This window comes from Deinococcus sp. KSM4-11, assembly GCF_004801415.1.
GTDB lineage: Bacteria > Deinococcota > Deinococci > Deinococcales > Deinococcaceae > Deinococcus.
Map to the genome: position 1 here is coordinate 1 of NZ_SSNX01000008.1, position 21,641 is coordinate 21,641.

Annotated in this window: 21 protein-coding genes, 1 tRNA gene and 1 other RNA gene; 8 read left to right on the forward strand and 15 right to left on the reverse strand. The window is 65.2% G+C overall.

Features of this window, described 5'->3' with window-relative positions:
• Window positions 1-171: 171 nt before the first annotated feature.
• From E7T09_RS17905 to E7T09_RS17930, 6 genes are all read right to left on the reverse strand, one after another.
• The gene (locus tag E7T09_RS17905) at window positions 172-372 is read right to left on the reverse strand and encodes a hypothetical protein (protein WP_136390572.1); all 201 of its coding nucleotides are present in this window, start codon (window positions 370-372) and stop codon (window positions 172-174) included.
• A gap of 292 nt (window positions 373-664) precedes the next feature.
• A tRNA-Leu gene (locus E7T09_RS17910) sits at window positions 665-748 on the reverse strand.
• A gap of 85 nt (window positions 749-833) precedes the next feature.
• Window positions 834-1,181: a transfer-messenger RNA gene (ssrA, locus tag E7T09_RS17915) on the reverse strand.
• A gap of 85 nt (window positions 1,182-1,266) precedes the next feature.
• Entirely contained in the window at window positions 1,267-2,019 is a 753-nt protein-coding gene (locus tag E7T09_RS17920) for a PHP-associated domain-containing protein (RefSeq protein WP_370294088.1), read from the reverse strand.
• A gap of 101 nt (window positions 2,020-2,120) precedes the next feature.
• Window positions 2,121-3,125, reverse strand: a complete 1,005-nt coding sequence (locus E7T09_RS17925) for a diacylglycerol kinase family protein (RefSeq protein ID WP_136390573.1) — start codon at window positions 3,123-3,125, stop codon at window positions 2,121-2,123.
• A 46-nt stretch (window positions 3,126-3,171) separates the two neighbouring features.
• On the reverse strand, window positions 3,172-3,558 hold the full coding sequence (locus tag E7T09_RS17930; protein WP_168734929.1) for a hypothetical protein: 387 nt from the start codon (window positions 3,556-3,558) through the stop codon (window positions 3,172-3,174).
• A gap of 48 nt (window positions 3,559-3,606) precedes the next feature.
• On the opposite strand from E7T09_RS17930, the gene E7T09_RS17935 reads away from it, so the two are divergent.
• Both E7T09_RS17935 and E7T09_RS17940 read left to right on the forward strand, forming a co-directional pair.
• Entirely contained in the window at window positions 3,607-4,506 is a 900-nt protein-coding gene (locus E7T09_RS17935) for a diacylglycerol kinase family protein (RefSeq protein WP_136390574.1), read from the forward strand.
• Window positions 4,503-5,132 (forward strand): phosphatase PAP2 family protein, encoded by a 630-nt coding sequence (locus tag E7T09_RS17940; RefSeq protein WP_136390575.1) that lies wholly within the window; start codon window positions 4,503-4,505, stop codon window positions 5,130-5,132. The genes E7T09_RS17935 and E7T09_RS17940 overlap by 4 nt, the downstream gene beginning before the upstream one ends.
• Before the next feature lie 12 nt (window positions 5,133-5,144).
• On the opposite strand, the gene E7T09_RS17945 is transcribed toward E7T09_RS17940, so the two are convergent.
• From E7T09_RS17945 to E7T09_RS17965, 5 genes are all read right to left on the reverse strand, one after another.
• The gene (locus E7T09_RS17945; protein ID WP_240741878.1) at window positions 5,145-5,867 is read right to left on the reverse strand and encodes an SDR family oxidoreductase; all 723 of its coding nucleotides are present in this window, start codon (window positions 5,865-5,867) and stop codon (window positions 5,145-5,147) included.
• Window positions 5,868-6,151: 284 nt separating this feature from the next.
• A complete protein-coding gene (locus E7T09_RS17950) occupies window positions 6,152-7,609 on the reverse strand; it encodes an ATP-dependent endonuclease (RefSeq protein WP_136390576.1) in 1,458 nt (485 codons plus the stop codon).
• 30 nt (window positions 7,610-7,639) lie between these two features.
• Complete coding sequence (locus E7T09_RS17955; RefSeq protein WP_136390577.1) at window positions 7,640-10,678, reverse strand: adenosylcobalamin-dependent ribonucleoside-diphosphate reductase; 3,039 nt, start codon at window positions 10,676-10,678, stop codon at window positions 7,640-7,642.
• A 288-nt stretch (window positions 10,679-10,966) separates the two neighbouring features.
• Complete coding sequence (locus tag E7T09_RS17960) at window positions 10,967-11,953, reverse strand: NAD(P)H-dependent glycerol-3-phosphate dehydrogenase (RefSeq protein ID WP_136390764.1); 987 nt, start codon at window positions 11,951-11,953, stop codon at window positions 10,967-10,969.
• Window positions 11,953-12,717 (reverse strand): class I SAM-dependent methyltransferase, encoded by a 765-nt coding sequence (locus tag E7T09_RS17965; RefSeq protein ID WP_136390578.1) that lies wholly within the window; start codon window positions 12,715-12,717, stop codon window positions 11,953-11,955. Before E7T09_RS17965 ends, E7T09_RS17960 begins: the two co-directional genes overlap by 1 nt.
• A 206-nt stretch (window positions 12,718-12,923) precedes the next feature.
• Between E7T09_RS17965 and E7T09_RS17970 the strand changes: the two genes are divergently transcribed.
• Complete coding sequence (locus E7T09_RS17970; protein ID WP_136390579.1) at window positions 12,924-13,388, forward strand: DUF2141 domain-containing protein; 465 nt, start codon at window positions 12,924-12,926, stop codon at window positions 13,386-13,388.
• Window positions 13,389-13,444: 56 nt separating this feature from the next.
• Here E7T09_RS17970 and E7T09_RS17975 read toward each other — a convergent pair whose 3' ends face one another.
• Entirely contained in the window at window positions 13,445-13,993 is a 549-nt protein-coding gene (locus E7T09_RS17975) for a DUF1802 family protein (protein ID WP_136390580.1), read from the reverse strand.
• Window positions 13,994-14,661: 668 nt separating this feature from the next.
• Here E7T09_RS17975 and dnaB point away from each other — a divergent pair.
• The 5 genes from dnaB (at window position 14,662) to nrdR (ending at window position 18,238) form a co-directional block, all read left to right on the forward strand.
• A complete protein-coding gene (gene dnaB / locus E7T09_RS17980; protein WP_136390581.1) occupies window positions 14,662-16,008 on the forward strand; it encodes a replicative DNA helicase in 1,347 nt (448 codons plus the stop codon).
• Window positions 16,008-16,691 carry an NUDIX domain-containing protein gene (locus E7T09_RS17985; RefSeq protein ID WP_136390582.1) on the forward strand — a complete coding sequence of 228 codons (684 nt, stop codon included), beginning with the start codon at window positions 16,008-16,010 and terminating at the stop codon, window positions 16,689-16,691. The genes dnaB and E7T09_RS17985 overlap by 1 nt, the downstream gene beginning before the upstream one ends.
• Window positions 16,692-16,791: 100 nt before the next feature.
• Window positions 16,792-16,995, forward strand: a complete 204-nt coding sequence (locus E7T09_RS17990; RefSeq protein ID WP_136390583.1) for a hypothetical protein — start codon at window positions 16,792-16,794, stop codon at window positions 16,993-16,995.
• A 31-nt stretch (window positions 16,996-17,026) separates the two neighbouring features.
• Window positions 17,027-17,761 (forward strand): SDR family NAD(P)-dependent oxidoreductase, encoded by a 735-nt coding sequence (locus E7T09_RS17995; protein WP_136390584.1) that lies wholly within the window; start codon window positions 17,027-17,029, stop codon window positions 17,759-17,761.
• 24 nt (window positions 17,762-17,785) lie between these two features.
• On the forward strand, window positions 17,786-18,238 hold the full coding sequence (gene nrdR, locus E7T09_RS18000; protein ID WP_136390585.1) for a transcriptional regulator NrdR: 453 nt from the start codon (window positions 17,786-17,788) through the stop codon (window positions 18,236-18,238).
• Window positions 18,239-18,413: 175 nt separating this feature from the next.
• Here nrdR and E7T09_RS18005 read toward each other — a convergent pair whose 3' ends face one another.
• From E7T09_RS18005 to E7T09_RS18015, 3 genes are all read right to left on the reverse strand, one after another.
• Entirely contained in the window at window positions 18,414-19,370 is a 957-nt protein-coding gene (locus E7T09_RS18005; protein ID WP_136390586.1) for a branched-chain amino acid ABC transporter permease, read from the reverse strand.
• Window positions 19,367-20,257, reverse strand: coding sequence for a branched-chain amino acid ABC transporter permease (locus E7T09_RS18010; protein WP_136390587.1), 891 nt, complete (start codon window positions 20,255-20,257; stop codon window positions 19,367-19,369). Before E7T09_RS18010 ends, E7T09_RS18005 begins: the two co-directional genes overlap by 4 nt.
• Before the next feature lie 147 nt (window positions 20,258-20,404).
• On the reverse strand, window positions 20,405-21,613 hold the full coding sequence (locus tag E7T09_RS18015; RefSeq protein ID WP_136390588.1) for an ABC transporter substrate-binding protein: 1,209 nt from the start codon (window positions 21,611-21,613) through the stop codon (window positions 20,405-20,407).
• Window positions 21,614-21,641 lie beyond the last annotated feature (28 nt).

Genomic DNA, 21,641 nt, shown 5'->3' on the forward strand with positions numbered 1-21,641 from the left:
GTTCGAATCTCGTCTCCCGCTCCACCCCCCCACCCCACCTCGGATGAGGTGGGGTGCTTTTGTCGTCAGGGCTGTTGTCGAGACGCACCCGACTTGCCAGGAACAAGAAATCAGCATGACAGAAAGCCCTCCAGACCATTGCTGGAGGGCTTTCTGGGCATCTCTTTTCTGTCAGCGCTTGAACAGTTTCCGCATGGCCGACCAGGGCGACGCACCCTTGTCCTTGCTCAGCGTGGAGGTTGTCTGCTGGGCGTATTGCTGGGTTGCCTCGATCGCAGGGGGGGCGACGTCCTGGTGATCGTCATCCATCTCAACTTCATCCCATTCCAGGATGGGTTTGCTGGCATGGCGTCCGAGGCCACTCGAGGTCATGTTTAGATGATGCCCAACGCCCTGGATCAGAAGTCTTACAGGGCCTGAGGTTGAACAACATAAATATGGCTTTGAGCGGTTCTGAACCGCCGTCGGGGAGGATGACAGTCCTGAGATTCGCTCTATTGGGCGGTCAGCGGACATGGTCGTCTTGCTCGTTTGCACTCAGGCCGTGTTCGCCGGTGTGTTTGGGATGGACAGCAGCAGTTCGCTTCATGAAGCCGAGGTTCTGCAAGGGAGCAGAAACATAAAGAGGCAGGCCCCTCCGATTTCCAGGAGAGGCCCGCTGGTGTGGTGCCGAGAGCGGGACTTGAACCCGCACGGGTTGCCCCGGCCGATTTTAAGTCGGATGCGTCTACCATTCCGCCATCCCGGCCTGCTGCCCAGGGTGGGCGCGGTCAGTATAGGGTAGCTGCCCGGCACGCGCGGCATGAACAACCCCGCCGGGAAGGCGGGGTTCGTGGTGGAGGTGGGCGGAGTCGAACCGCCGTCCAAGAGTCCGTTCAGCGTGCGTCTACGTGTGTATCCCTCTGTTTGATTGTCGGGTCGGCGCTCACCAGGGGGCGGGTTCTCGACGACCGTATCTCCACTTGTTTTCGCCTTTGGCTATGGAACCTCGCCTGGGCTAGCCTTCTTTTGTTTCAGTTCGCGCCGCGCCAAAGGCCGGGCTAGGCGGTCACTGTCTCACTTAAGCAGCGAGAGCGTAGTTCTGGTTGCCAGTTAAAGGCGTTGCCGTTTTTTAACGAGGCCAACGGCACCTCGACACGCAGCAGCGCCTGCAGTTCCCCTGTCGAAACCGGGTCACCCCCAGAGCGCGTCGGATTGCTCCGACACGAACAGTTTAACAGGTGCCAGCTGACGGCACATTGACCATTTCCACTATCCCGCCCGGGGTCAATCGCGCCGGAACTGCTGGTTGAAGAAGCGCCACTGTTTTCGCCCGTAAGCGTACACGGGATGAGTCCACTTGCCCGCGACCGTGCCCTCGCGCAGGGCCCTGAGGAGCGTGGCGGGCGAGTCCACGAGCCGGAAGGGCGTTTCCACCCAGGCCTCGCCGATATCGCGCAGGGTATGCGCGTCGCTGCCGGCGCAGATGGGCAGCTTGCGGGCCCGCGCCCACTCGGCTGCCGTGTGGTTCCAGCGGTGCTGCGACAGGCGCGAGTTGAAAGTCTCCACGATGTCGATGTCGTCCGCGATCCGCAGCGTCGCCTCCGGGCGCAGGCGGTAGCGCTTGAGAGGATCGAAGCCGTGCTGGAGCATGACCAGCCCGCCCTGCGCCTTGATCTCGCGCACGGTCTCTTCCGGCGTGAGTTTCGGCGGAATGCGCTCGGTGACGAACAGCCCGATGAGTTCACCCTCGCTGGTCGTGATCTCCTCGCCAGGCACGACGCTGAGCTTGTCATCCAGGCCCATGTCCGCGATGATCGCCCGGAGTTCCGGGCCGCCGCGCTGCTGGTCGTGATCCGTGACCGCGATCACGCGGGTGTTCGTGCGCAGCATCCAGCCGGGAATGTCGCGCAGCGCCGTGCGGCAGTCGTGGCTGACTGCCGTGTGGCAGTGCAGGTCCACCCGCATGACCTGCACGCCCTGCCGCCACACGATGTTGTTCTGGATACCCCGGATGGTGTGTGGCGGCCGTCCCAGCAGCTTGCCCACGAAATCCTGCACTTGATGCACCGCCGAGACCGGCATGGGCGTCGTGCGGCGCGCCGCCGTCACGTCCGGCGAGTGGCGGGGGCCGGGGCGGGTCATAGAGTCGTTCCCTGGGATGGGGTGGCCACGGCGTCCACGGGCGTACCGGGCACGAGTACCCGGAGCGCGCCCGCCCAGCACTCGACGCGGATGGAGCCGACCGCGCCCTGTTCGGGGGCGTGCACCTCGCCGTCGACGTGGAAGGCCTGCCCGTGGTAGGGAATCTCGATCACCTGCGCGCGGCCACTGAGCACGCTGGGCAACGCCTCGAAGTCGTCGCGGGCCAGCGCTGCCAGGTACGTGAGCATGCCGTCCCGGTGGGCGGCGTCGATGCGGATCACGTCCAGCAGGCCGTCGGACGTGTCGGCAGTCGTCGCCAGGCGCAGGCGGGGGCCGGTCGCGCGCGTGTTCAGGATTTCCAGCAGGGCGTACGGCGTCTCGTCCGGTTCCGGCGTGCCGTCCAGCGTGAGGACGATGGGCGTGGGATCGAAGGCCGAGAGGGCCGTGCCCAGCGCCTGCACGGCCCGCAGCGGACTCTTGCCGTCGTCCGGGTTGTACTCCGCGAGCACCTCTGCGAAGGCCCCGCAGCCGAAGGCCTCCAGGAACACATCCTCGCCCCACGGGGCGGTCACGCGGCCCAGGTCGAAGGGCTGCACCTGCGCGCCCCGGTAGCCGGCGATCACGTCCAGCGGATCGCCCTGAATTCCCAGGGTGCGGCCGATGTTGTTCGCGGTGCCCATGGGAATGATGCCCAGAACCACACCCTCCCGCCCGGCGAGGTGCAGGGTCGCGGCGCGGATGGTGCCGTCGCCGCCGGCCACGAACACCGTGCCCTCGACCTCTCGCAGCGCGTGCACGAGATCCGCCTCGGAGTCCGTCGCGCGGTACACGGGGTGGTAGCCGAGCTGGTGCAGCGCCTCCACCAGATGATCCGGGCTGCTGCGCTCACTGCCACCCGCGTTGGTGTTGTAGATCAGCGTGGCCTCGGTGCTGGCCGGCGCGTCCGTGCCGGGCACACGGGACTCTGGGATGGCCTCGGGGGCGGCGTCGTGCAGGGTCATGCGGCCACTGTACGGACTGCCTCTCTCACGCGCCTTGTGAAAACCGTCAGGGGACTCGGGGGTGGCTGGCCGTGCGCCCGTTCTCCGGCCGCTGGCCTCGCAGCGCCGCCCAGTCCTCGTAGGCCAGCGCGGGCAACAGGGCGAAGCTGCCCACGAACAGCGAGGCGATGGCAGCCGGGACGCGCACGGCCGTCCGGCCGTTCAGCACGAGGTACAGCGCGCCCAGGGTGGAGAGGGCACCGATGTCCATGAACATGATCCGCGTGAACGGACTGCGTTTCAGGGACTCCATGGTGCCCAGGTCGCCCGGCCGCCGACCTCCGAACGCAGCGGTCAGGATCAGCATGAGCAGCAGCGACCCGTACAGGCGGATCCGGTCGGCCGACGGGTGGCGGTACTTCTCGGCATACGCGGAGATGGGGGATCGGTTCATACGCCAGCGTACCGCCCCGCTCTACAGTGCCGGCATGAGGGTGCCCGCATGACGTCCGCCGCCCGGCCCGCCACGCTGGTCTACAACGCCGGTGGCGGCAGTAGCCACCGCGCCCCGCTGGAGGCGGTCATGGCCGCGTTGCAGGACGCCGGGTATGACGCCCGCCACCTTGCCACCCACAGCGCGGACGACGTGCCCCGCGTGCTGAGCGGTGTGACGGGCCCCGTGTTCGTGGCGGGCGGCGACGGCACCTTCCGCTGCGTCGCACTGGCCCTGGCCGGACGGCTGGACGTGACCCTGGGCGTGATTCCGCTGGGCACGTCGAACAACATCGCGGGCACGCTGGGCCTGCGGGGCGCTCCGCTGGACATTGTCCGCTCGTACGCGGGAGCGCAGGGCACGCCCTTCGACGCGGGCCGCGTGACCGCTCCGTGGGGCACGGATCTGTTCTTCGAGGCCTGCGGTTGCGGCGTGTTCGCGGACATCCTGCACGCCTACGACCCGGACGCGCCCAAGAGTCCGCTGCGGGCCGTGCAGGCGCTGCTGGACACCCTGCCGAACTTCACGCCCACCGACCTGGACGTGACGCTGGACGGACAGCTGCACCCCGGCCCCGCGCTGGCCCTGCTGGAGGTCATGAACATCCAATGCACCGGCAACTCCATGCGGCTCGCGCCGGACGCGCACCCCGGCGACGGCCGCCTGAACCTGATCCGCGTGAACGGCGAGCAGCGCGACAGTCTGCTGGCCTACGGCTCGGCCCTGCTGCGCGGCCAGTTCGACACGTTGCCCAGCGTCACCGCGCACGACCTGAGCACCGTGAGCATTCCCTATGCCGGTCAGGTGTTCCACGTAGATGGCGAGACCCGCCCAGCGGGGACGCCCGGCGGCAGCGTGGATATCGAGGTGTGGCCCGGCGCCCTGAGCGTGCTGCTTCCGCCCGCATGAGCCGCGCCACCCTGACGGGCGGCGTGATTGCCCTGCTGCTGCTCGCGCTGCTCACGGTCGCGGTGAGGTCGGGCCACCCGCTCGCCTTCGACCGGCCCCTGAGCGTGTGGCTGCACGGGCAGGCCACGCCGCCGGACGTGACCGGCGCAGACATCCTGAACGTGACCGGCACCCTGGCGGTGGTGGTGCCCGCCACGCTGATAACGGCCGCAGTGTTCGCCGCCCGGCAGCGGCCCCGACACGCGCTGACGGTACTGGGCGGCATGACCGCCACCCTGGCCGCGCAGCTCGCCCTGAACGCCGCCGTCCACCGGCCCCGGCCCACGCTGTACCCGCATCTGGTCGCCGCGCCCGGCCTGTCATACCCCAGCGGGCACACGGCCCTGGCCGCCGCACTGGGCACGCTCGCCGCTGTCCTCGCGTGGCGCACCCGCTGGCGCTGGCCCACCGTGATCCTCGCCCTCGGGTACGCCGTGGCGATGGGCACCGCCCGCGTGCTCCTGGGCGTTCACAATCCCAGCGACGTGCTGGCCGGGTGGCTGCTGGGCAGCAGCATGGGGCTGCTGGCGGCGTGGATGGGGGAGAGGGTACGGCACAGACGCAGAGCAACCCGGCCGCACCGGTAGAACGCTGCCGTCTTACGCCGGTTTCAGCCGTTTCCGCACGCTCTCGGCGTACACCTCGGCCTCGCCACTCTGTACGGCCTGCACGATCAGGCCGCCCACATACTCGGCACTGTCGCCCTGCACGTAGGCCGCCGCGCGTTTCGGGTCGCTGGCCACGGAGTTGTATCCGAAGTCCGTGGCCGTCATGCCCGGATGCACCAGACTGACCGTGATCCCCAGCGGGCGGAATTCCTCGCGGGCGATCAGGGTCAGGTTGTTCAGCGCGTGCTTGGTACTGGAGTACGGCGCGAGCCCCGGCACCAGCATCTTGGTCGTGCCGGAACTGATGTTCACGATGCTGCCCGACCCCTGCGCGGTCATGATCGGCAGCACCTGCTGCATGGCGTTCAGCACGCTCACCACGTTCAGTTCCAGCAGTTCGCGGTATTCGGCCAGCCCCGCCTGCGCCACCGGCACGTGCATGCCCCGGCCCGCGTTGTTCACCAGCACGTCAATGCGCCCGTAGTGCGCGTGCGTCTGCGCCACCATGCGAGCCACCGACGCCTCGTCGAGCATGTCCGTGGGCACGGCCAGCGCGTCCGGCAGCCGGGCGGCCAGTTCGCGCAGTTTGTCCTCGGAGCGGGCGGCCAGCGCCACCTTCGCCCCCTGCGCCGCGAACGCCTCCGCCGCCGCGAGACCGATGCCCGAGGACGCGCCGGTGATGAGGACGACTTTACTGGATATGGAAGTAGTCACAGGATGTAGCGTATCATTCTCTTTAATATCTGTGGTTAAACAATATCTCAACCGGTTCCCTGACGTCTAATGTTCACTCTTCATAAGAGTTTTTCCAAATCAGGGTCTCTTAAGAGGCCTGATGGTTTTGTAGAATCTAGATTACCACCTGTAATTTTCCTGTATTCACCTCTTATCATTGATAAATACTTTTTTCCATTGATATTTTGAAAGCTCGGGAGGCTCGCCTTCGCAGATTCGTCGATTTCCTCCTTAGAAGGAGCGGATAATCCTGCTCTATATTGCTATCCGCGCGCGTCATCTAGCTTTCTTCGATATATCTGTCTCATTTCATCTATTTTGGCGTCGGATGAATTCACATTATGGATTGAATTTAAAACGTCAGATTCATTTCCAATATTGATTGATTTCAAGTAATCTTCTAGGGTAAAATATGACTCTATGTCAGACCCTTTCGTGACGAAAAGATCAATCGAATTGTTTTTGAGTCTTTTGGATTGATCGTCGAAGTATTCCGGACTCAGGCAATCTCTATCTCTATGCAAAATTACCTTGACAGTTTTGGAGATGCTGTGAATAACTTTCGCCATAGCTATGGCAGTGTCAATCCTTGAGCTGCCCTTGTAGGACCAAATGCTGAACACTTCTGACTCTATATGGGAACTTAAGAGTGTCTTCAGGAAGGAGGTGTCGCTATCCTCTGTGAAAATGATGTATTTAATTCCTTTATTGGAGAGTAGTCCCTCCGCTGAATCTATAGCACCTAAGTCTAGCAAAATATCTAAATTGTCTGTGAAAATTAGGGCCTCTCCGTTCTTAATCCAAATCTTTTTCGTGTTTTTTGTAGCGGCATCCAAAATGTGCCTTGAATGAGTAGACACAATTGTCTGAATGTCGACGCTTTCTAAAAATTTCGATATCCTTCTCTGATTATCGGGATGGACATGAGAGTCCGGTTCATCGAGCAGTAAAACCTTTGGCTTAAACAGATATGAATAAGAAAGGATCTGGGTAACCTGTAAAAAGCCTGTTCCCATGGCATCAATTGGGAGCTTTCCATTTGGCCTTTCTACATATACCTCAATATGCTCGTCTATGTTCTCGTCAAATTTGAACTTGATATTGTGATCTGGAAAGATCAGCTTGAGGGAGTCTTGAAAGCTCTGCCATGCAATTTTATCTGAGTTCAGTTTAAAGAGTACATTTCTAAAAACTAAGTTAGCGTCTCCGCGTGCTAGCGCACGTCTTATGACACCTAGGGATTCCAGCTGTTCGTTTTTTGAGATTCCTGCTAAACCTGGCACAAAAATACTAAATGGATGATCTATATCGGCCAACTCCCTGGCCCTAATGAGGTTGTTGTGAGATACTACAAGATTTTTATTCTTACCCTTTTTAACTCCAATGGTCAGAACTGTACTGTTTGAGAATTCAAATCCGACTTCAAAACCACTTGTCTGTGTCAAATTTCCATTGTGAGCAAAATACTCAATGTCTTCAAAGGGAGTATATAAAATTTGATTGGGTGATATAGTTGAAGTAGATGCCGAAGCGCTGGCGGGAATCTTCTTAAGCCTATCAGTAAGTTCTATGCTTTGCATAAGAGCAGTTGACATGTGTACAGCTTGCATTATGGATGTCTTGCCCGAATTGTTGGAACCAATTAATATATTTAGGGATTGAAGCTCTATTGAGAGAGCTTCAATCCCCTTAAAATTCTTGATAGTGAGCTTTTTGATCATCCTATCCAATTTACATTAGTGTATAGAATTTCACCCACACTTGCTATACCCGCAGGCCTGGCACTTCAGGCAGCCTTCCTCGCGGATCACGGCTTTCTCCTCGCACACGGGGCAGCGTTCGCGGCTCATGCCGTCCATGCTGCTCACGCTCACGCCCGTAGGCGCGCTGGCCGGGGCGGGTGCGCTGCTGGCACCGGCCAAGGGCGGAAGCTGCGCGGCTTCCATGTCCTTCTGGAAGGTCTCCAGTGCGACCGCGATCAGGTCAGCCTTGCTACCGACGAGGCGACCGTTGTAGCTGCCGTACAGTCCGCCGTTGATGCCGCGCATGGTCTTGATCAGGGCGCTGGCCGGAACGCCGTGCTGGAGGGCAATGGACACGACGCGGCCCAGCGCTTCGCTGTCGGCGTTGGCTTCATCGCCCGCACGACCAGAGATGACCATGACTTCCACAGGCTTGCCGTTCAGGTGGTTGACCGTGACCAGGAACGAGCGCCGGTGCCCGCTGGTGGGGTCCGTGAGCTTGACCATGTCGGTGATTCCGGCGAGGCGGGCGGGCCGTTCGTACACCGGGGCCTTGGGGGCCTGGGCGGCGGGCGCCTGCGGCAGCGCGGCCACGGCGGCGGGCTTGCTCTCGACCTTCGGCTCGGTGCTCTCGGCCTTCTCGCCCATGACCTCGGCGGCGGCCTGCACGGGCGTTTCCTCGGCCTTCTTGTCCTTCTTCTTGCTGGTGCTCAGCACCTGGAACTGGCGGCTGCCGTCGCGGTACACGGTGATGCCCTTGCAGCCGGTCTTGTACGCCTCGGTGTAGGCGTCCTGTACGTCCTGCACGGTGGCGTTGTTGGGCAGGTTGATGGTCTTGCTCAGGCTGTTGGCGGCGAGGCCCTCGGCGTCGAAGGCCATCTGCACGGTGCCCTGCATCCGCACGTGATCGACGGGCTTGATGTCGTGGGCGCACACGAACACGCTCTGGAGCGCTTCGGGGATGAAGTTCAGGCCGACCACGCTGCCGTGATTCTCGGATACAGCTTCCGTGACCTTGTCCCAGTCCCACTTGCCGTCCACGGCCATTCCGGCCGGGGCGGGGTAGGTTTCGAGCAGTTCCACGAACAGCGGGGCCAGCAGGGCGCGGTACTCGCTGCCGATCTTGCGCCAGATGAAGGGGCTGAACACGGGTTCGATGCCGCTGCTCACGCCCATCAGCATGCTGGTGGTGCCGGTGGGGGCGACGGTCAGCACGGCCACGTTGCGGCGCGGCTCGTGGGGGATCTTGCCGCTGTTGCGCTCGTATACGGGGTACACGCCGCGGTCCACGGCGAGGCGCTCACTCTCGGCCACCGCTTCTTCGCGCAGGGCGCTCATGATCTCGTAGATGGCGGCGCGGCCGGCGGCGTTGTCGTAGCGCAGGCCCATCTTGATCAGCGCGTCCGCGAGGCCCATCACGCCCAGGCCCAGGCGGCGCAGGTCCTGCGAGGCCACGCGGTTGTCCTCCAGCGCGAACACGTTCACGTCCAGCACGTCGTCCAGGAAGCGCACGCAGGTTCGCACGTCGGCGCGGAAGCCCGCGTAGTCGAAGTCGCTGCCCTTCACGTACGCCGCGAGGTTGATGGCGCCCAGGTCGCAGGGCTCGCCGACCGTCAGGGGAATCTCGCCGCAGGGGTTGGTGCTGCGGATCTCGTAGCGCTTCCCGAGGTTCTTCAGGGCGCTGAACTCGTTCACGCGGTCGCTGAAGATCAGGCCGGGTTCGCCGGTGCTCCACGCGTGCTGCGCGATCTGATCCCACAGCCACTTGGCGGGAATGCCGGGGCGCTCGTCGGCGGGGTCGAACAGGCCGGGCTGCGCCTCACGGTACAGGGGCACGCCGCGCGCGCCGTCTTCCTCGCGGTCGCCCAGCTCGGGCAGGGTGCCGGTGTACGCGCCGTCCTGGGGCAGCAGGTGGTACTTGCCCGGCACTTCCTGCGCGGCGATGTGCCACAGCGCGTCGCGCTGGAGGGTGTCCCAGAACTTCTCCGTGACCAGGATCGAGATGTTGAAGGTGCTGATGTCCCCCTCGCTGGCCTCGCGGTCGAGGTCCTTGGCGGTCAGGAAGTCCAGCACGTCCGGGTGCTCGATGGAAATGGTGGCCATGCCCGCGCCGCGCCGCGTGCCGCCCTGGCGCACCACGCGCAGCACCGGGGCGTACACAAAGCGCAGGGTGTTGATGGGGCCGGCCTGCTCCGCGCCCCGGTTGCTCCATTCCAGGAAGTTGTCGAAGATCTCCATCAGGAACGACACCGGGCCGCTGCTGGTGCCGCCGGAGCCCTTGATCGGCGCCCCCTCCGGTCGCATCTGGCTCAGATCGATGCGGGGTTCCAGGCCCAGCTTGGCGTCTTCCGCGACCTTGCGCGCCGCGTCGATGATGCCGCCCATGTCGTCCGGCACGGCCTGCACGCCCTCGGGCAGGGCCCGCACCACGGACACGCCGTTCGCGCGGGCCAGCGCCACCAGTTCCGGCCGGATGACCTGCCCGTACACCACGCGCGTCCAGTTGCGCACCGCGACCGGCTGTTTGTCGCCGTCGGGCTGCGTGGGTGGGCGCATGAGCCCTTCGATGAAGTCCTGCACGTCGGCGTGGCTCGCGGGCATGTAGGCCCAGCCGCGCACCCCGGCGTCCGGGCGGCTGCCCGCGCCGCGCGGGGTGTACACGTCGAGGTTCACGCCGTTGCCGCCGCCGACCTTGGTGACCAGCGCGAGCTTCTTCGCGACCTCCATCACGCCCTCGAAGGTGCTGGGATCGTGTTCGGTGGCGCCCTGTACGAAGCAGTTCAGGACGTTGCCGTGCTGGGTACCCGCGCCCGCCAGCACGCGGCCGCCGGGGCAGAACTTCTTCTCGGCCATCAGGTCGTAGTACGCCTGTGCCCACTGTGTGCGCGTACTCTCGGTCTCCGCGCCCGCCACCCAGTTCGCAATCCGCCAGAACATGCCGCTCAGGTCTCCGTCGCCCGCCTGGAGGTACTGCCGCTTGGCAATATGGTGGGCGTTCTCATCGAAGTTCGTGAGGGTCTGCGCGGGCTTGTCGGACAGGGTGGTCATGGTGGGGCTCCTTGAAGGGGAACGAAAAACGGAAACGACACTCACTCCCGGCGTCCGGTGAGGCGCGGCGGGTGAACAGTACGGTGCTCAGGTGAGTACGAGGGGGCGTGGGCCGGGTCTGACTGTACCACCGTCTGGGGGCGTGTACAAGCGCTAGTACCCACCATCCACTGCGGGTACAACATGCGGTGGCCTCGGGGAAAGATGAATGTCCGCTGAAAGTACGTGCTGGACGGAATATTTGGAAACAAGTTCACATTCAGGGCGGCACCCCGCAGTGGACTTCGTCTATTCCTCCGCCTTCGCATCCCGGCCCATCAGGCTCGCGATGCCCGCCTGCGGTGTCCACTCGCCGGCCGCCACACGTGCCACCGCCCGGACGATCGGCAGGTCGTGGCCGTGCGCCAGTGCCCAGGCGTCCAGCAGGCCCGCCGTCCGCAGGCCCTCCACGACCTTCCCTCCCTGCGCCACCGTTTCGCCGCGCGCGATGGCCTCGCCTGCCGCACGGTTGCGGCTGTGGCGACTGGTGGCAGTGGCGACCAGATCGCCCAGCCCGCTCAGGCCATACACGGTGTCCTCCTGCGCGCCCAGCGCGACCAGGTAGCGGCCCATCTCGCGCAGGCCGCGCGTGATCAGCGCCGCCTTCGCGTTGTCGCCCAGGCTCAGCCCGTCGCTCAGGCCCGCCGCCAGGGCCATCACGTTCTTCAGCACCCCGCCCAGCTCCACGCCCGTCTCGTCGGCGCTGGTGTACACGCGCAGGGCCGGGGTCATCAGGGCACGCTGCACCGCCCGCGCGAGCGCGTCATCCTGGCTGGCGACCACCGTCGCCCCCGGCAGGCCCCGCCCGATCTCCTCAGCGTGGTTCGGACCGCTCAACACGGCCACGCGCGCAAAGCCCATCCCGCGGGCCAGGGCCGTGAGCTGCCCGCCGTCCGGCGCGAGGCCCTTGGCGCACAGCACCACGCCCAGCGAGCGTGGAAGCCCCAGCCCGACCAGCTCGGCCAGCAGTTCCGGCACGCCCACGCTCGGCACCACCACCAGCGCGAAGTCCGCGCCCGCGACCGCCGCGCCCAGATCGGCCACCACCTCCACACTGTCCGGCAGCGTCACCCCCGGTAGATAGGCCGCGTTCACCCGCGACGCGGCAAGCTGCGCCGCGAACTCCGGGCGCCTCGCCCACAACCGAACCGGTGCCGACTCCGGCGCACGCCTCCTGGCCGCGTTCACCGCCAGCGCCGTGCCCCAGCCGCCCGCGCCCAGCACCGGCAGCGGCATTACGCGGGAGCCCACGCGAACACCCACACGCGCGGCGTGTCCACCGTCGGCGGCGCGAAGTCCGGGTATTCCACGATCTCGAAGCGCGCGAAGTCCAGGCCCGCGAGGAGCGGCGTCAGGTCCGCCGGGTCGTACCCGCGCTCGCGGTGCGTCTCGACGAACTCCTGCACGCTGCCGTCCTCACCCAGCACACGACAGAAGGCCTGCACCACGCCCAGGTTCGTGTCCGGCTCGTGGTGGTGCGACCAGTGGTAGTGCACCTCGCCGCCACCCGGCAGCGGGGCCAGGCCCTCCACCGCGTCATCCTCCCACAGCTCGCGCACGCCCAGACGGGTGTTCACGTCGAAAGCGAGCAGGCCGCCGGGCTTCAGATGCGCGCGGCAGCGTGCCAGCGCCTGTCCCAGCTCGGCCGGGGTCAGCAGGTTGTTCAGTGAGTCGAACACACAGGTGATCACGTCGAAGCGCCGTCCCAGTTCGAAGTCCCGCAGGTCGCCTGGCACGAAGGTCACCTCCGGCACCCGCTGTCGCGCCTCCGCGAGCATCTGGGCGCTGCCGTCCAGGCCCGTCACATCCAGTCCGGCGGCCCGCAGCTCCTTCGTGAAGCCCCCGGTGCCGCACGCCAGATCCAGTGCCGACGCACTGCGCAGCTCCAGGCCCCCATCCCGCGCATAGGTGAGCACGAAGTCCGCCCAGTGGTCATACTCCACGTCCGCCATGATCGCGTCATACACGGCGGCCAGCGCGGTGAAGGGCTCGTGCTGCATAAGCGGGAGTATAGGGCCCCATGTAAACGCATCTTCACCTACCCCGCAGGTCGCCTCCAGCGGCACCCATCCCATCTGGCCCCCATATGCCGTGAGCAGGGCGTGAGTTGAAGCGGAACGGAATCACCGTAGCCAGCCCCACACGTCGCCCATTAGGGTGAATCACAGCACCCACGAGCATCACCCCACCCCTGGAGGACACCACCATGAAAAAACTGCTGACCATCGCCGCCCTCGGCACCCTGACCCTCAGCGCCTGCACCCTGGCTGGAAACCCCACCAAGAAAGACGTGACCGGGCAACTCCACGGCTTCAGCGCCAATCAGAACCTCGGTCTGGCCATCATCGGGTTCAACAACGGCCAGTACACCGCCGACGGAACCGAAAGCCAGATCATCGACAAGTTCCTCACCGGCGGCTTCAGCCTCGACCTGCCCACCAACCTGCCGACCGGCACGTACCGCGTGATCGTGTTCAAAGATGCCAACAACAACAACCGCTACGACACCGGCGATACGGTTCTGAGCAAGGACAACGGCAAGCGCCTGATTTACGCCAGCAAGGCCAACCAGTACTACAACGGTACCAAGCCCGGCTGGAACCTCGTGGTGCTCAGCAACCAGTACGTGCAGACCACCCTGCTCAACAACTACGACCTCGACGCGATGTAACGCCGAGCTTCAGGAACCCCCGGGGGAGGCCACGTGCCTCCCCTTCCTGTGTTCCCCTACGCGCCCACCACCTGTGCCACTGCCGCCGCCCGCGCCTGAAGTTCCGCTTCGGGAAGCACACTGTCCCCTGCGTGAAGCTCCAGATCGCCCAGCGGCACCCAGCTCACGCAGCCCAGCATGGCCTCCGTTTCCGGCAGCACCAGGGGTTCCACCAGAGGCCGCACACGCAGCACCAGCACATGCACCCAGGGCTTCCCCCGATAGGCGAACCGCCTGTTCAGCGCCTCTATGGTCAGGGCCTGCATGCCTGCCACCCCTGCAAGACGCGACTCATCCTCGACCTTGTGTACCGCCACGACCTCGGCCAGGGCCGGAACCCGTACCCGCCCTGGGTGAGCATCAACCTGCAACCTGTCCTTGAACTCCGGGCGGAGCTCAACGGGATTCTGGTGCAGGAACGTCGGGTACAGCAGGAACGAGGTGTGCTCGACCTCAAAATCGCCCTGCGGCTCGACGATCCCACCCTTCCGCACCAGGACAGATAAGGCACCAGACGTGAGCAGTCGACATTGGGCATCCCACTCTTTGAGGGCCGTGATGGACATGGCAGAAAGATAGGGTATGAAAAAGCCGCCCACTGCTGGCAGCATTGAGGGTTGTACGGAAGCAGTATGGGAACGCTGTAAGGCAGGCGCCGCCGGTCGTTCATTGGCCGACGTGACTTTGGGTTTCGTGCCACCGCTACAGGTCGAAGTCACCTCAAGGGCGTTCGGACGAGTGGCGTTCTGAGCGCAGATGACGTCTGTGCCTGTTGCGCCAATGCGGATAATCGCAGTCTGAGAATCTGACCAGATGGTCGTGTTGGGAGAAGTGTGGGGGCAATTTGGATTGGCTAGCCGCTCACGGCGCCAGGTCAGGGCTCGAGGGAGCTCAAGAAGATCAATATCATACTGTTCCCACGAAATCCATGGCGCTAGAGGTGTACAAGCTGCGGTGTAAAAAGCCGTCAAATCTCTTCTGGGACGAAGGAAATCTGGCTTCGTCGAAACATTAAGATCAGAGCATCTTTCACATCTGGCCACGATCCCATGTCGCGCGTGTGGGGTGCGGCGGGTGGTATGCTGCGCCTCAGTTCAGTCCAGCGGCGCTGCCCTGGCGAATGGGATGGCCCTCTGGTGGCTGCCCAAACCCACCCCACAACGAGTTCCGCCCCACATGACGGCCCCCCAGTGGCGGCCTGATCTGCGGCGGAAGGGTCGGAAGGAAGGTATTTTTGGAACTCACGCCGCGCGTTCCCCCGCACAGTACTGATGCAGAAATCAGCGTGCTGGGCAGCATTCTGCTCGACAATGACACCCTGAACCAGCTCGGTGATTCGGTCGCGCCGGACATGTTTTACCGGGAAGGCCACCGGAAGATCTTCGCGTCCATGCGCACCTTGCAGGAGCGTGGGGAGCCCGTGGATCTGGTGACGCTCAGTGAAGACCTGCGCGTGAAGGGTCAACTGGATGAGGTCGGCGGCCTAACGTACTTGATCGGTCTGTCGGATCAGGTGCCCACCGCCGCGTATGCGGAGCATTACGCGCGCATCGTGCAGGAAAAATACACGCTGCGGCTGCTGATCAGCGCCTCCGGTAAGGCGATGCAGCTCGCGTACGAGGCGCAGTTGCCGCTCGAGGATCTGCTCGACCGCGCCGAGAAGATGATCTTTGAGGTGGCCGAGCAGAAGAACAAGGGCGAGACCTACTCGGACATGGGCGAGGTCGTTCACGACACCTTCGAGTACATCACCTTGCTGCACGCCAACAAGGGCATTCCGGACGGCGTGAGCAGCGGCTTCCGCGACCTGGACGAGCAGATTTCGGGCCTGCAGAAGGGCAGCCTGAACGTGCTGGCGGCGCGGCCTTCGATGGGAAAAACAGCCTTTGCGCTGTCCATCGCACAGAATGTGGCGCTGCGCGGCGAGAAGACCGTGGCGGTGTTCAGCCTGGAAATGCCGAGCGTGCAGCTGGCCCTGCGGATGCTGTGCAGTGAAGCGCGGGTGGACATGAACCGCATCCGCTCCGGGCAGCTGAACGAGCGCGATTTCGAGCGGCTGGCACACGCGGCGGGCCGACTGGCCGAGGCCCCGATGGTGATTGACGACGAGGCTGACCTGACGCTGAACGGCCTGCGCAGCAAGCTCCGGCGGATCGCGGCGCAGCACGGGCAGCTGGGGCTGGTCGTCATTGATTACCTGCAACTGATGTCTGGCGGCAAGAGCAACGGCGGTTCGGACAACCGGCAGCAGGAGATCAGCACCATCTCGCGCGGCCTGAAAGGACTGGCGCGGGAGATGGAGGTGCCGATCATGGTGCTGTCGCAGCTGTCGCGTGCGGTCGAGCAGCGCCCCAACCACCGGCCGATGCTCTCGGACCTGCGTGAATCCGGGGCCATCGAACAGGACGCGGACATCGTGATGTTCATCTACCGCGACGAGTACTACAACAAGGAAACGGATCAGCAGGGCATCGCGGAAATCATCATTGGCAAGCAGCGCAACGGGCCCGTGGGAACGGTGAAGTTGCAGTTTCACAGCGCGCACGTGCGGTTCAACGATCTTGCGCCGGAGGGAGTGTAATGGCGGAGGATCAGGTTCCGGGACAGGCCACGGCGCAGCGGCGGCGGCGGCGGCGGCGTGGGGGCAGCGTGGCGGGGCAGGCGCTCCGGCCCGGCCAGGTGACGAACACGACGGCCGTGCCGGTGCCGGCCGCGCCGCAGAAGCGCGGGCAGAAGCGTCCGCTGGCCGATCCGCGCATCGCGGTGGGCTGCATCGTGCTGCGCGGGGACGAGATCCTGCTGGTGCGCGAGCGCGGCCGCTGGTCGCTGCCGAAAGGTGGCCTGGAATCCGGGGAACTCGTGCAGGACGGCGCGCGCCGCGAGACCTTCGAGGAGACGGGCATCGTGGTGGAGTTGCGCGATCTGGCGTTCATCGTGGAATTCCAGGCTCAGACGTGGGGGCACCATCTGCAGTTCTTCTACACGGGCCGCGAGGTCGGGGGCACCCTGGCGCCGCGCGATCCCGACAAGGACGTGCAGGAGGCGAAGTTCGTGCCGATCCGGCAGCTCCGGGAGTTCATCCGCTTCCGGCCGCGCCTGGTGGCGCTGGAAACGTGGCTGCGCGAGCGGCGTCCCCGGCACTTCGTGTTCAACCTCGACCGGGAGCCGGCCATGCTGCGCAAGCGCCGGCGGGTGGGCGAGCCGGGAGGCGGCGCGCAGGTGATCGAGCCGGAAATAGAGGCGGACGGCGAGCCGGACTTGTAGGAAAGGTTCGGCGGTGCGGGCGGCGGGAGTGGTTCCGGCCGCCCGTGGTCGTGATGGGCCGGGCTGGCGATGCCCGGCGCTGATCTGCTATGATCAGAATATGAAGAGGCAATTACGTGGGCAGCCCGACCCACTGCCCGCCAGCGGCCGCGGGTACGTGCATGTGTGCCCCGGCTGCGCGCAGCCCATGACCCTGCACGACCTGCGCGACGGGGATCAGGCGTACTGGTGTCATAGCTGCAACCGAGGACACCGTGCCGGCGATCCTCCCGAAGGCGCACTCAAGGTGCAGCAGGCCAGCTGAGGGCCGCCCACCTCGCAGTATGCTGGAGGGCATGACCGGCCCCGCCCGACCCCAGTCCGCCACCGCACCGTCCGGCGGGCCGTCGCTCGCCGGACAGGTGATCGCGGTCACCAGCGCCGACCAGGGCTACGGACGGCCCATCAGCGCCGCCCTGGCCCGCGCGGGCGCCAGCGTCGTCCTGATCGGCGGGAACACCGAAACACTGGCCGCCGCCGCCAGCAGTCTGGAAGTCGCGGGCGGCACCGCCATTCCCATCAAGGCCGACGTGGGTGTGCCGCTGGACTGGCTCAGCGCGCAGAACCGCATCCTGGAGATCTTCGGCGCGCTGCACGGCATCGTGCATCTGGCCGATAAGCGCGCCAGCTCGGACTTCACCATGCTCAGCGAGAACGAGTGGATGGATCTGTTCAACTGCAACGTCAAAAGTTCGGTGGGTATCGCCCAGATCGTCCGCCGCCGCCTGCCCGGCACGTGGCTGACCATCATCGGCCCGCACCTGGACGAACAGGGACTGCACGCCCACCCGCAACGCGGCGCGCTGCGCGGCCTGGTCGAACAGGCGCACCTTGAGGATCTGCGCCTGAACCTGGTGCTGCCCTCCCGCGCCAGCAGCGGCGACGAGACCCTGGATCAGCGTCTGGCCGAAACCGTCCTGACCCTGGCGCTGCCCGGCATGGCGCACCTGCGCGGGAACGTCATGGACGTGCCCCTGCCGCCCGTTCCGAAGCTGCGCATCTCGGACACCCCGTATGGCCTGTCGCTGTAAGGTGGCGCCCGTGAAGGCCGGCCCATGAAATGCCCGTACTGTTCCGCGCCCGACAGCAAGGTCGTGAACTCCCGGCCCAGCGACGATGGGGCCAGCATCCGCCGCCGCCGCGAGTGCTTGAACTGCGCCCGGCGCTTCACCACCTACGAGCGCGCGCAACTCGAGCCGCTGATGGTCGTCAAGCGAAGTGGCCCGCGCGAGGCCTTCAACCCGGACAAACTGCTGCGCGGCCTGACCCTGGCCACCGAGAAACGCCCGGTGGATCAGGACACCCTGCGCGCCTTCGCGTACGGTTTCGAGGACGAGGTCGGCCTTAGTGAGATTCCCGCCACCGAGATCGGCAAGCGCGCCATGACCTTCCTGCGGCCCCTGGACGACGTCGCGTACATCCGTTTCGCCAGCGTGTACCGCGACTTCGACAGCCTGGAGCGATTTATCGAGGAAATCCAGGGCCTCAAGGACGAGGGCGAGTCTTAACTCCTGAAGAGGTCTGGGTACCCCACCGGACGAACCAGTGGAACGCGAGGCTGGGCACCGCCCATGTCCACCGATGTCAACCGCGCCCCGGCTACGCCGTTCCGAAGGCGTGACACCTCCTGCGGAACGGCGTAGCCCCCGCACGCGGCGGGGGCAGGGGAGAGGCCAGGAACCGCTACCGGCGCCGCGTCCACTGCTGCACGGTGCCGACCACGCCCCGCCGGAAGAACAGCACGACCAGCACGAATACCAGGCCCGTGACGATGCCCACCGGCAGGTTCGCGGTGGTGAGCTGGTCGCGCAGCAGCAGCACCAGGCCCGCGCCGATCACCGGGCCGAAGAGGGTGGTGGTGCCGCCCAGCAGGGTCATCATGACGACCTCGCCGGACGTGCGCCAGTTCACGACCTCCAGACTGACGACGCCGTGCCCGAAGGTATACATGCTGCCCGCCAGACCCGCGAGCGTGGCGCTGATCAGGAAGGCCGTGAACTTGAAGCGCCGGGGGTCGTACCCGATGCTCTGGGCGCGCGGCTCGTTGTCGCGGACGGCCTGCTGGGCGCGGCCGAAGGGACTGCGGACGGTGCGCCACGCGACGGCGAAGCCCACGGCGAACAGCGCGAGACACACGTAGTAGCGGGTGGTGGAGTTGCTGAAATCCATCCCCAGGAAACCGGGGCGGTCGAAGCCCTGAAGGCCGTTCTCGCCGCCGGTCAGGTCAGTCCATTGCAGGGCCAGGAACGAGATCATCTGCGCGAAGGCCAGCGTGATCATGGAGAAGTAGATGCCGCTGGATCGCACGCTCAGGAACGCAACGGGGACGGCCAGGGCCAGGGCGCTCAGGGTGCCGCCGAGCAGGGCGACGGGCACGCTCTGGCCGTGCGAGAGCAGGGACGCGGTGACATACGCGCTGCTGCCCCAGAAGGCCGCGTGGCCGAAACTCAGCAGGCCCGAGAAGCCGAACAGCAGGTCGAAGGCCACGGCGAACAGGCCCCACGCCAGGATGTCCAGCGCCAGCACCGGGTAGATCAGTTTCGGCAGGATCAGCAGCAGCAGCCCCAGGCCGGCCAGCCATACGGCGCGGGTGGTGCGCTCCCGGTCGGTCTGCGCGGCCGCGCGCGGCAGCACCGTCACCGCGCTCCCTCGGGCAGGCCGAACAGGCCGCTGGGCCGCACGAGCAGCACCACGAACATCAGGATGAACACCAGCGTGTTCGCGATCGGCGGGTAGAAGGCCGCGCCCACGGCGGCCAGCACGCCCACCGCGAAGCCCGTGATCACGCTGCCCAGAATGCTGCCCAGGCCGCCGATCACGACGACCGCGAAGGTCGTGATGATCAGTTCCGCGCCCATGTACGGCTCGACCGAGTAGATCGGCGCGGCCAGCACGCCGGCCAGCCCGGCCAGCCCCACGCCCACCGCGAACACGCCCGTGACCCACTTGCTCACGTCGATGCCGAACGCGCGGGTCACGCTGGGATTCTCGGTGCTGGCACGGATGATGCTGCCCACCCGCGTCTTCTCGATCACGAACCACGTCAGGAGGCACACGACCAGCGACAGCGCGATCACGAACAGGCGGTACTTCGGGAACACCACGAAGCCCAGGTTCACCACGCCCGACAGCGCTTCCGGCGGGCTGTACGGGGCGCTCGACACGGCGAAGCGGCTGAGCATGACCTGCTTCACCAGATCCTGCGTGAGCAGCGTCAGGCCGAAGGTCAGTAGCAGGTTGTAGCTGGGTTCCAGGCCGTACAGCCGCGAGAGCAGCGTGCGTTCTAGGGCCGCGCCCAGCAGGCCCACCAGCACCGGCGCGATGATGAGCGCCGGCCAGAAGCCCAGCCCCAGCGCCTGCCCCAGCGCGAAGGCCGTGAACGCGCCCAGCATGTACAGCGCTCCGTGTGCGAAATTCACGATGCGCAGCATTCCGAAGATCACCGCGAGGCCCAGCGACAGCATCGCGTAGAACGCGCCGTTCACAAGGCCGTTGAAGACCTGAATCAGCAGTAACTGTGTATTCATTCCGTCCCTTCAGCCGGCCACTTCCGCACGGCACCGGCCCCTGTCCCTCCGGATCGGGGCTGATGACGCGCCGCCCCGATCCTCCGTTGTCATGGCCTCTGGTCTGGCCCGCCTGCCTGGTTGACCGGCATCACGCTCCGTGGCCGGTCACATCTTGCACTTGCTCTCGCTCAGGGGCATGAAGGCCTTCGCGGCGGGAATGGTGCTCAGGCGCGTGAAGATGTCACCGGGTTCCTTCGCGTCGGCCTTGGCCTTGACCTGTACGGTGTGCACGTCGAGCAGCACGCGGTGATCCTGGGGGCGGATGCTGGCGTGCCGGGCGAAGAAGTCGTCGAAGGAGTAGCCTTCCAGCTCCTTCACCACGGCGTCGCTGGTGTCGGTCTTGGCGCGGGCCACGGCGTTCAGGTAGGTCATGGTGGCTGAGTACACGCCGGCCTGCGCCCAGGTGGGTTTCTTCCCGAAGGCCGCCTCGAACTTCGCGGCCCACTGGCGGGAACGGGCGTCGAAGTTCCAGAACCACGGCACGGTGGCCAGCGCCCCGGCGTAGGCGTCCTGGCCGAGCGCGGCCACGTCCGTCTCGAACAGCAGGCCGATCCCCAGGCCGATGCCCTGCTTCTTCAGACCGAACTCGTTGTACTGCTTGACGACGTTCACCAGGTCGTTCCCGGCCTGCATGGTGCCGAAGATCTTCGGCTTGAGGCTCTGCGCCTTGAGCAAGTACGTGCTGAAGTCCGTGTTCGGGAAGGGGGTGGCGTCGCTGGGGGCGACGAGCTTCCCGCCGTTCTCCTGCACGGCCGCCGTCATCTGGCGGTTCAGGTCCTGCCCGAAGGCGTAGTTCGGGTAGATGATGTACCAGCTCGTGCCGCCGCGTTTGGTCACGGCGGTGCCGGTGCCGTTGGCGAGCATGTAGTTGTCGTAGGCGTAGTGGAAGGTGTACTTGTTGCACTTCTCGTTCGTGAGGGCGGTGGTGCCGCCGGTCACGACCATCGAGATGACCTTCTTCTGCCGGCCGATCTCGGTCGCGGCCAGCGCGGTGCTGGACGTCGGCATGTCGACCAGCATGTCCACGTTCTGCCGGTCGATCATCTCGGCGGCCTTGTTGCTGGCCACGTCTGCTTTGTTCTGGTGATCCACGCCGATCACGCTGACCTTCCCGGCGTAGGCCTTGTTCGCCTTCATGAAATCGTCGGCGGCCATCTGCGCGGCCTTCACGCTGCCCTGCCCGGACAGCTCGGAGTACACGCCGGACAGGTCGGTCAGCACCCCGACCTTGATGCCGTTATCCGACAGGGTCTGTGCGTGGGTGGAGGACAGGGCGGTGGTGAGCAGCAGGGCGGTCAGGGTCTTGGTCTTCATGGGTTCCTCCAGGGGAATGTGATGTACG

What these genes read in the sequence shown, in the direction of transcription:
- E7T09_RS17905 (WP_136390572.1), bottom strand. Translation starts at nt 372, where the DNA reads ATGACCTCGAGTGGCCTCGGACGCCATGCCAGCAAACCCATCCTGGAA.
- E7T09_RS17925 (WP_136390573.1), bottom strand. Translation starts at nt 3,125, where the DNA reads ATGACCCTGCACGACGCCGCCCCCGAGGCCATCCCAGAGTCCCGTGTG.
- E7T09_RS17930 (WP_168734929.1), bottom strand. Translation starts at nt 3,558, where the DNA reads ATGAACCGATCCCCCATCTCCGCGTATGCCGAGAAGTACCGCCACCCG.
- E7T09_RS17935 (WP_136390574.1), top strand. Translation starts at nt 3,607, where the DNA reads ATGACGTCCGCCGCCCGGCCCGCCACGCTGGTCTACAACGCCGGTGGC.
- E7T09_RS17940 (WP_136390575.1), top strand. Translation starts at nt 4,503, where the DNA reads ATGAGCCGCGCCACCCTGACGGGCGGCGTGATTGCCCTGCTGCTGCTC.
- E7T09_RS17950 (WP_136390576.1), bottom strand. Translation starts at nt 7,609, where the DNA reads ATGATCAAAAAGCTCACTATCAAGAATTTTAAGGGGATTGAAGCTCTC.
- E7T09_RS17955 (WP_136390577.1), bottom strand. Translation starts at nt 10,678, where the DNA reads ATGACCACCCTGTCCGACAAGCCCGCGCAGACCCTCACGAACTTCGAT.
- E7T09_RS17960 (WP_136390764.1), bottom strand. Translation starts at nt 11,953, where the DNA reads ATGCCGCTGCCGGTGCTGGGCGCGGGCGGCTGGGGCACGGCGCTGGCG.
- E7T09_RS17965 (WP_136390578.1), bottom strand. Translation starts at nt 12,717, where the DNA reads ATGCAGCACGAGCCCTTCACCGCGCTGGCCGCCGTGTATGACGCGATC.
- E7T09_RS17970 (WP_136390579.1), top strand. Translation starts at nt 12,924, where the DNA reads ATGAAAAAACTGCTGACCATCGCCGCCCTCGGCACCCTGACCCTCAGC.
- E7T09_RS17975 (WP_136390580.1), bottom strand. Translation starts at nt 13,993, where the DNA reads ATGTCCATCACGGCCCTCAAAGAGTGGGATGCCCAATGTCGACTGCTC.
- E7T09_RS17985 (WP_136390582.1), top strand. Translation starts at nt 16,008, where the DNA reads ATGGCGGAGGATCAGGTTCCGGGACAGGCCACGGCGCAGCGGCGGCGG.
- E7T09_RS17990 (WP_136390583.1), top strand. Translation starts at nt 16,792, where the DNA reads ATGAAGAGGCAATTACGTGGGCAGCCCGACCCACTGCCCGCCAGCGGC.
- E7T09_RS17995 (WP_136390584.1), top strand. Translation starts at nt 17,027, where the DNA reads ATGACCGGCCCCGCCCGACCCCAGTCCGCCACCGCACCGTCCGGCGGG.
- nrdR (WP_136390585.1), top strand. Translation starts at nt 17,786, where the DNA reads ATGAAATGCCCGTACTGTTCCGCGCCCGACAGCAAGGTCGTGAACTCC.
- E7T09_RS18010 (WP_136390587.1), bottom strand. Translation starts at nt 20,257, where the DNA reads ATGAATACACAGTTACTGCTGATTCAGGTCTTCAACGGCCTTGTGAAC.
- E7T09_RS18015 (WP_136390588.1), bottom strand. Translation starts at nt 21,613, where the DNA reads ATGAAGACCAAGACCCTGACCGCCCTGCTGCTCACCACCGCCCTGTCC.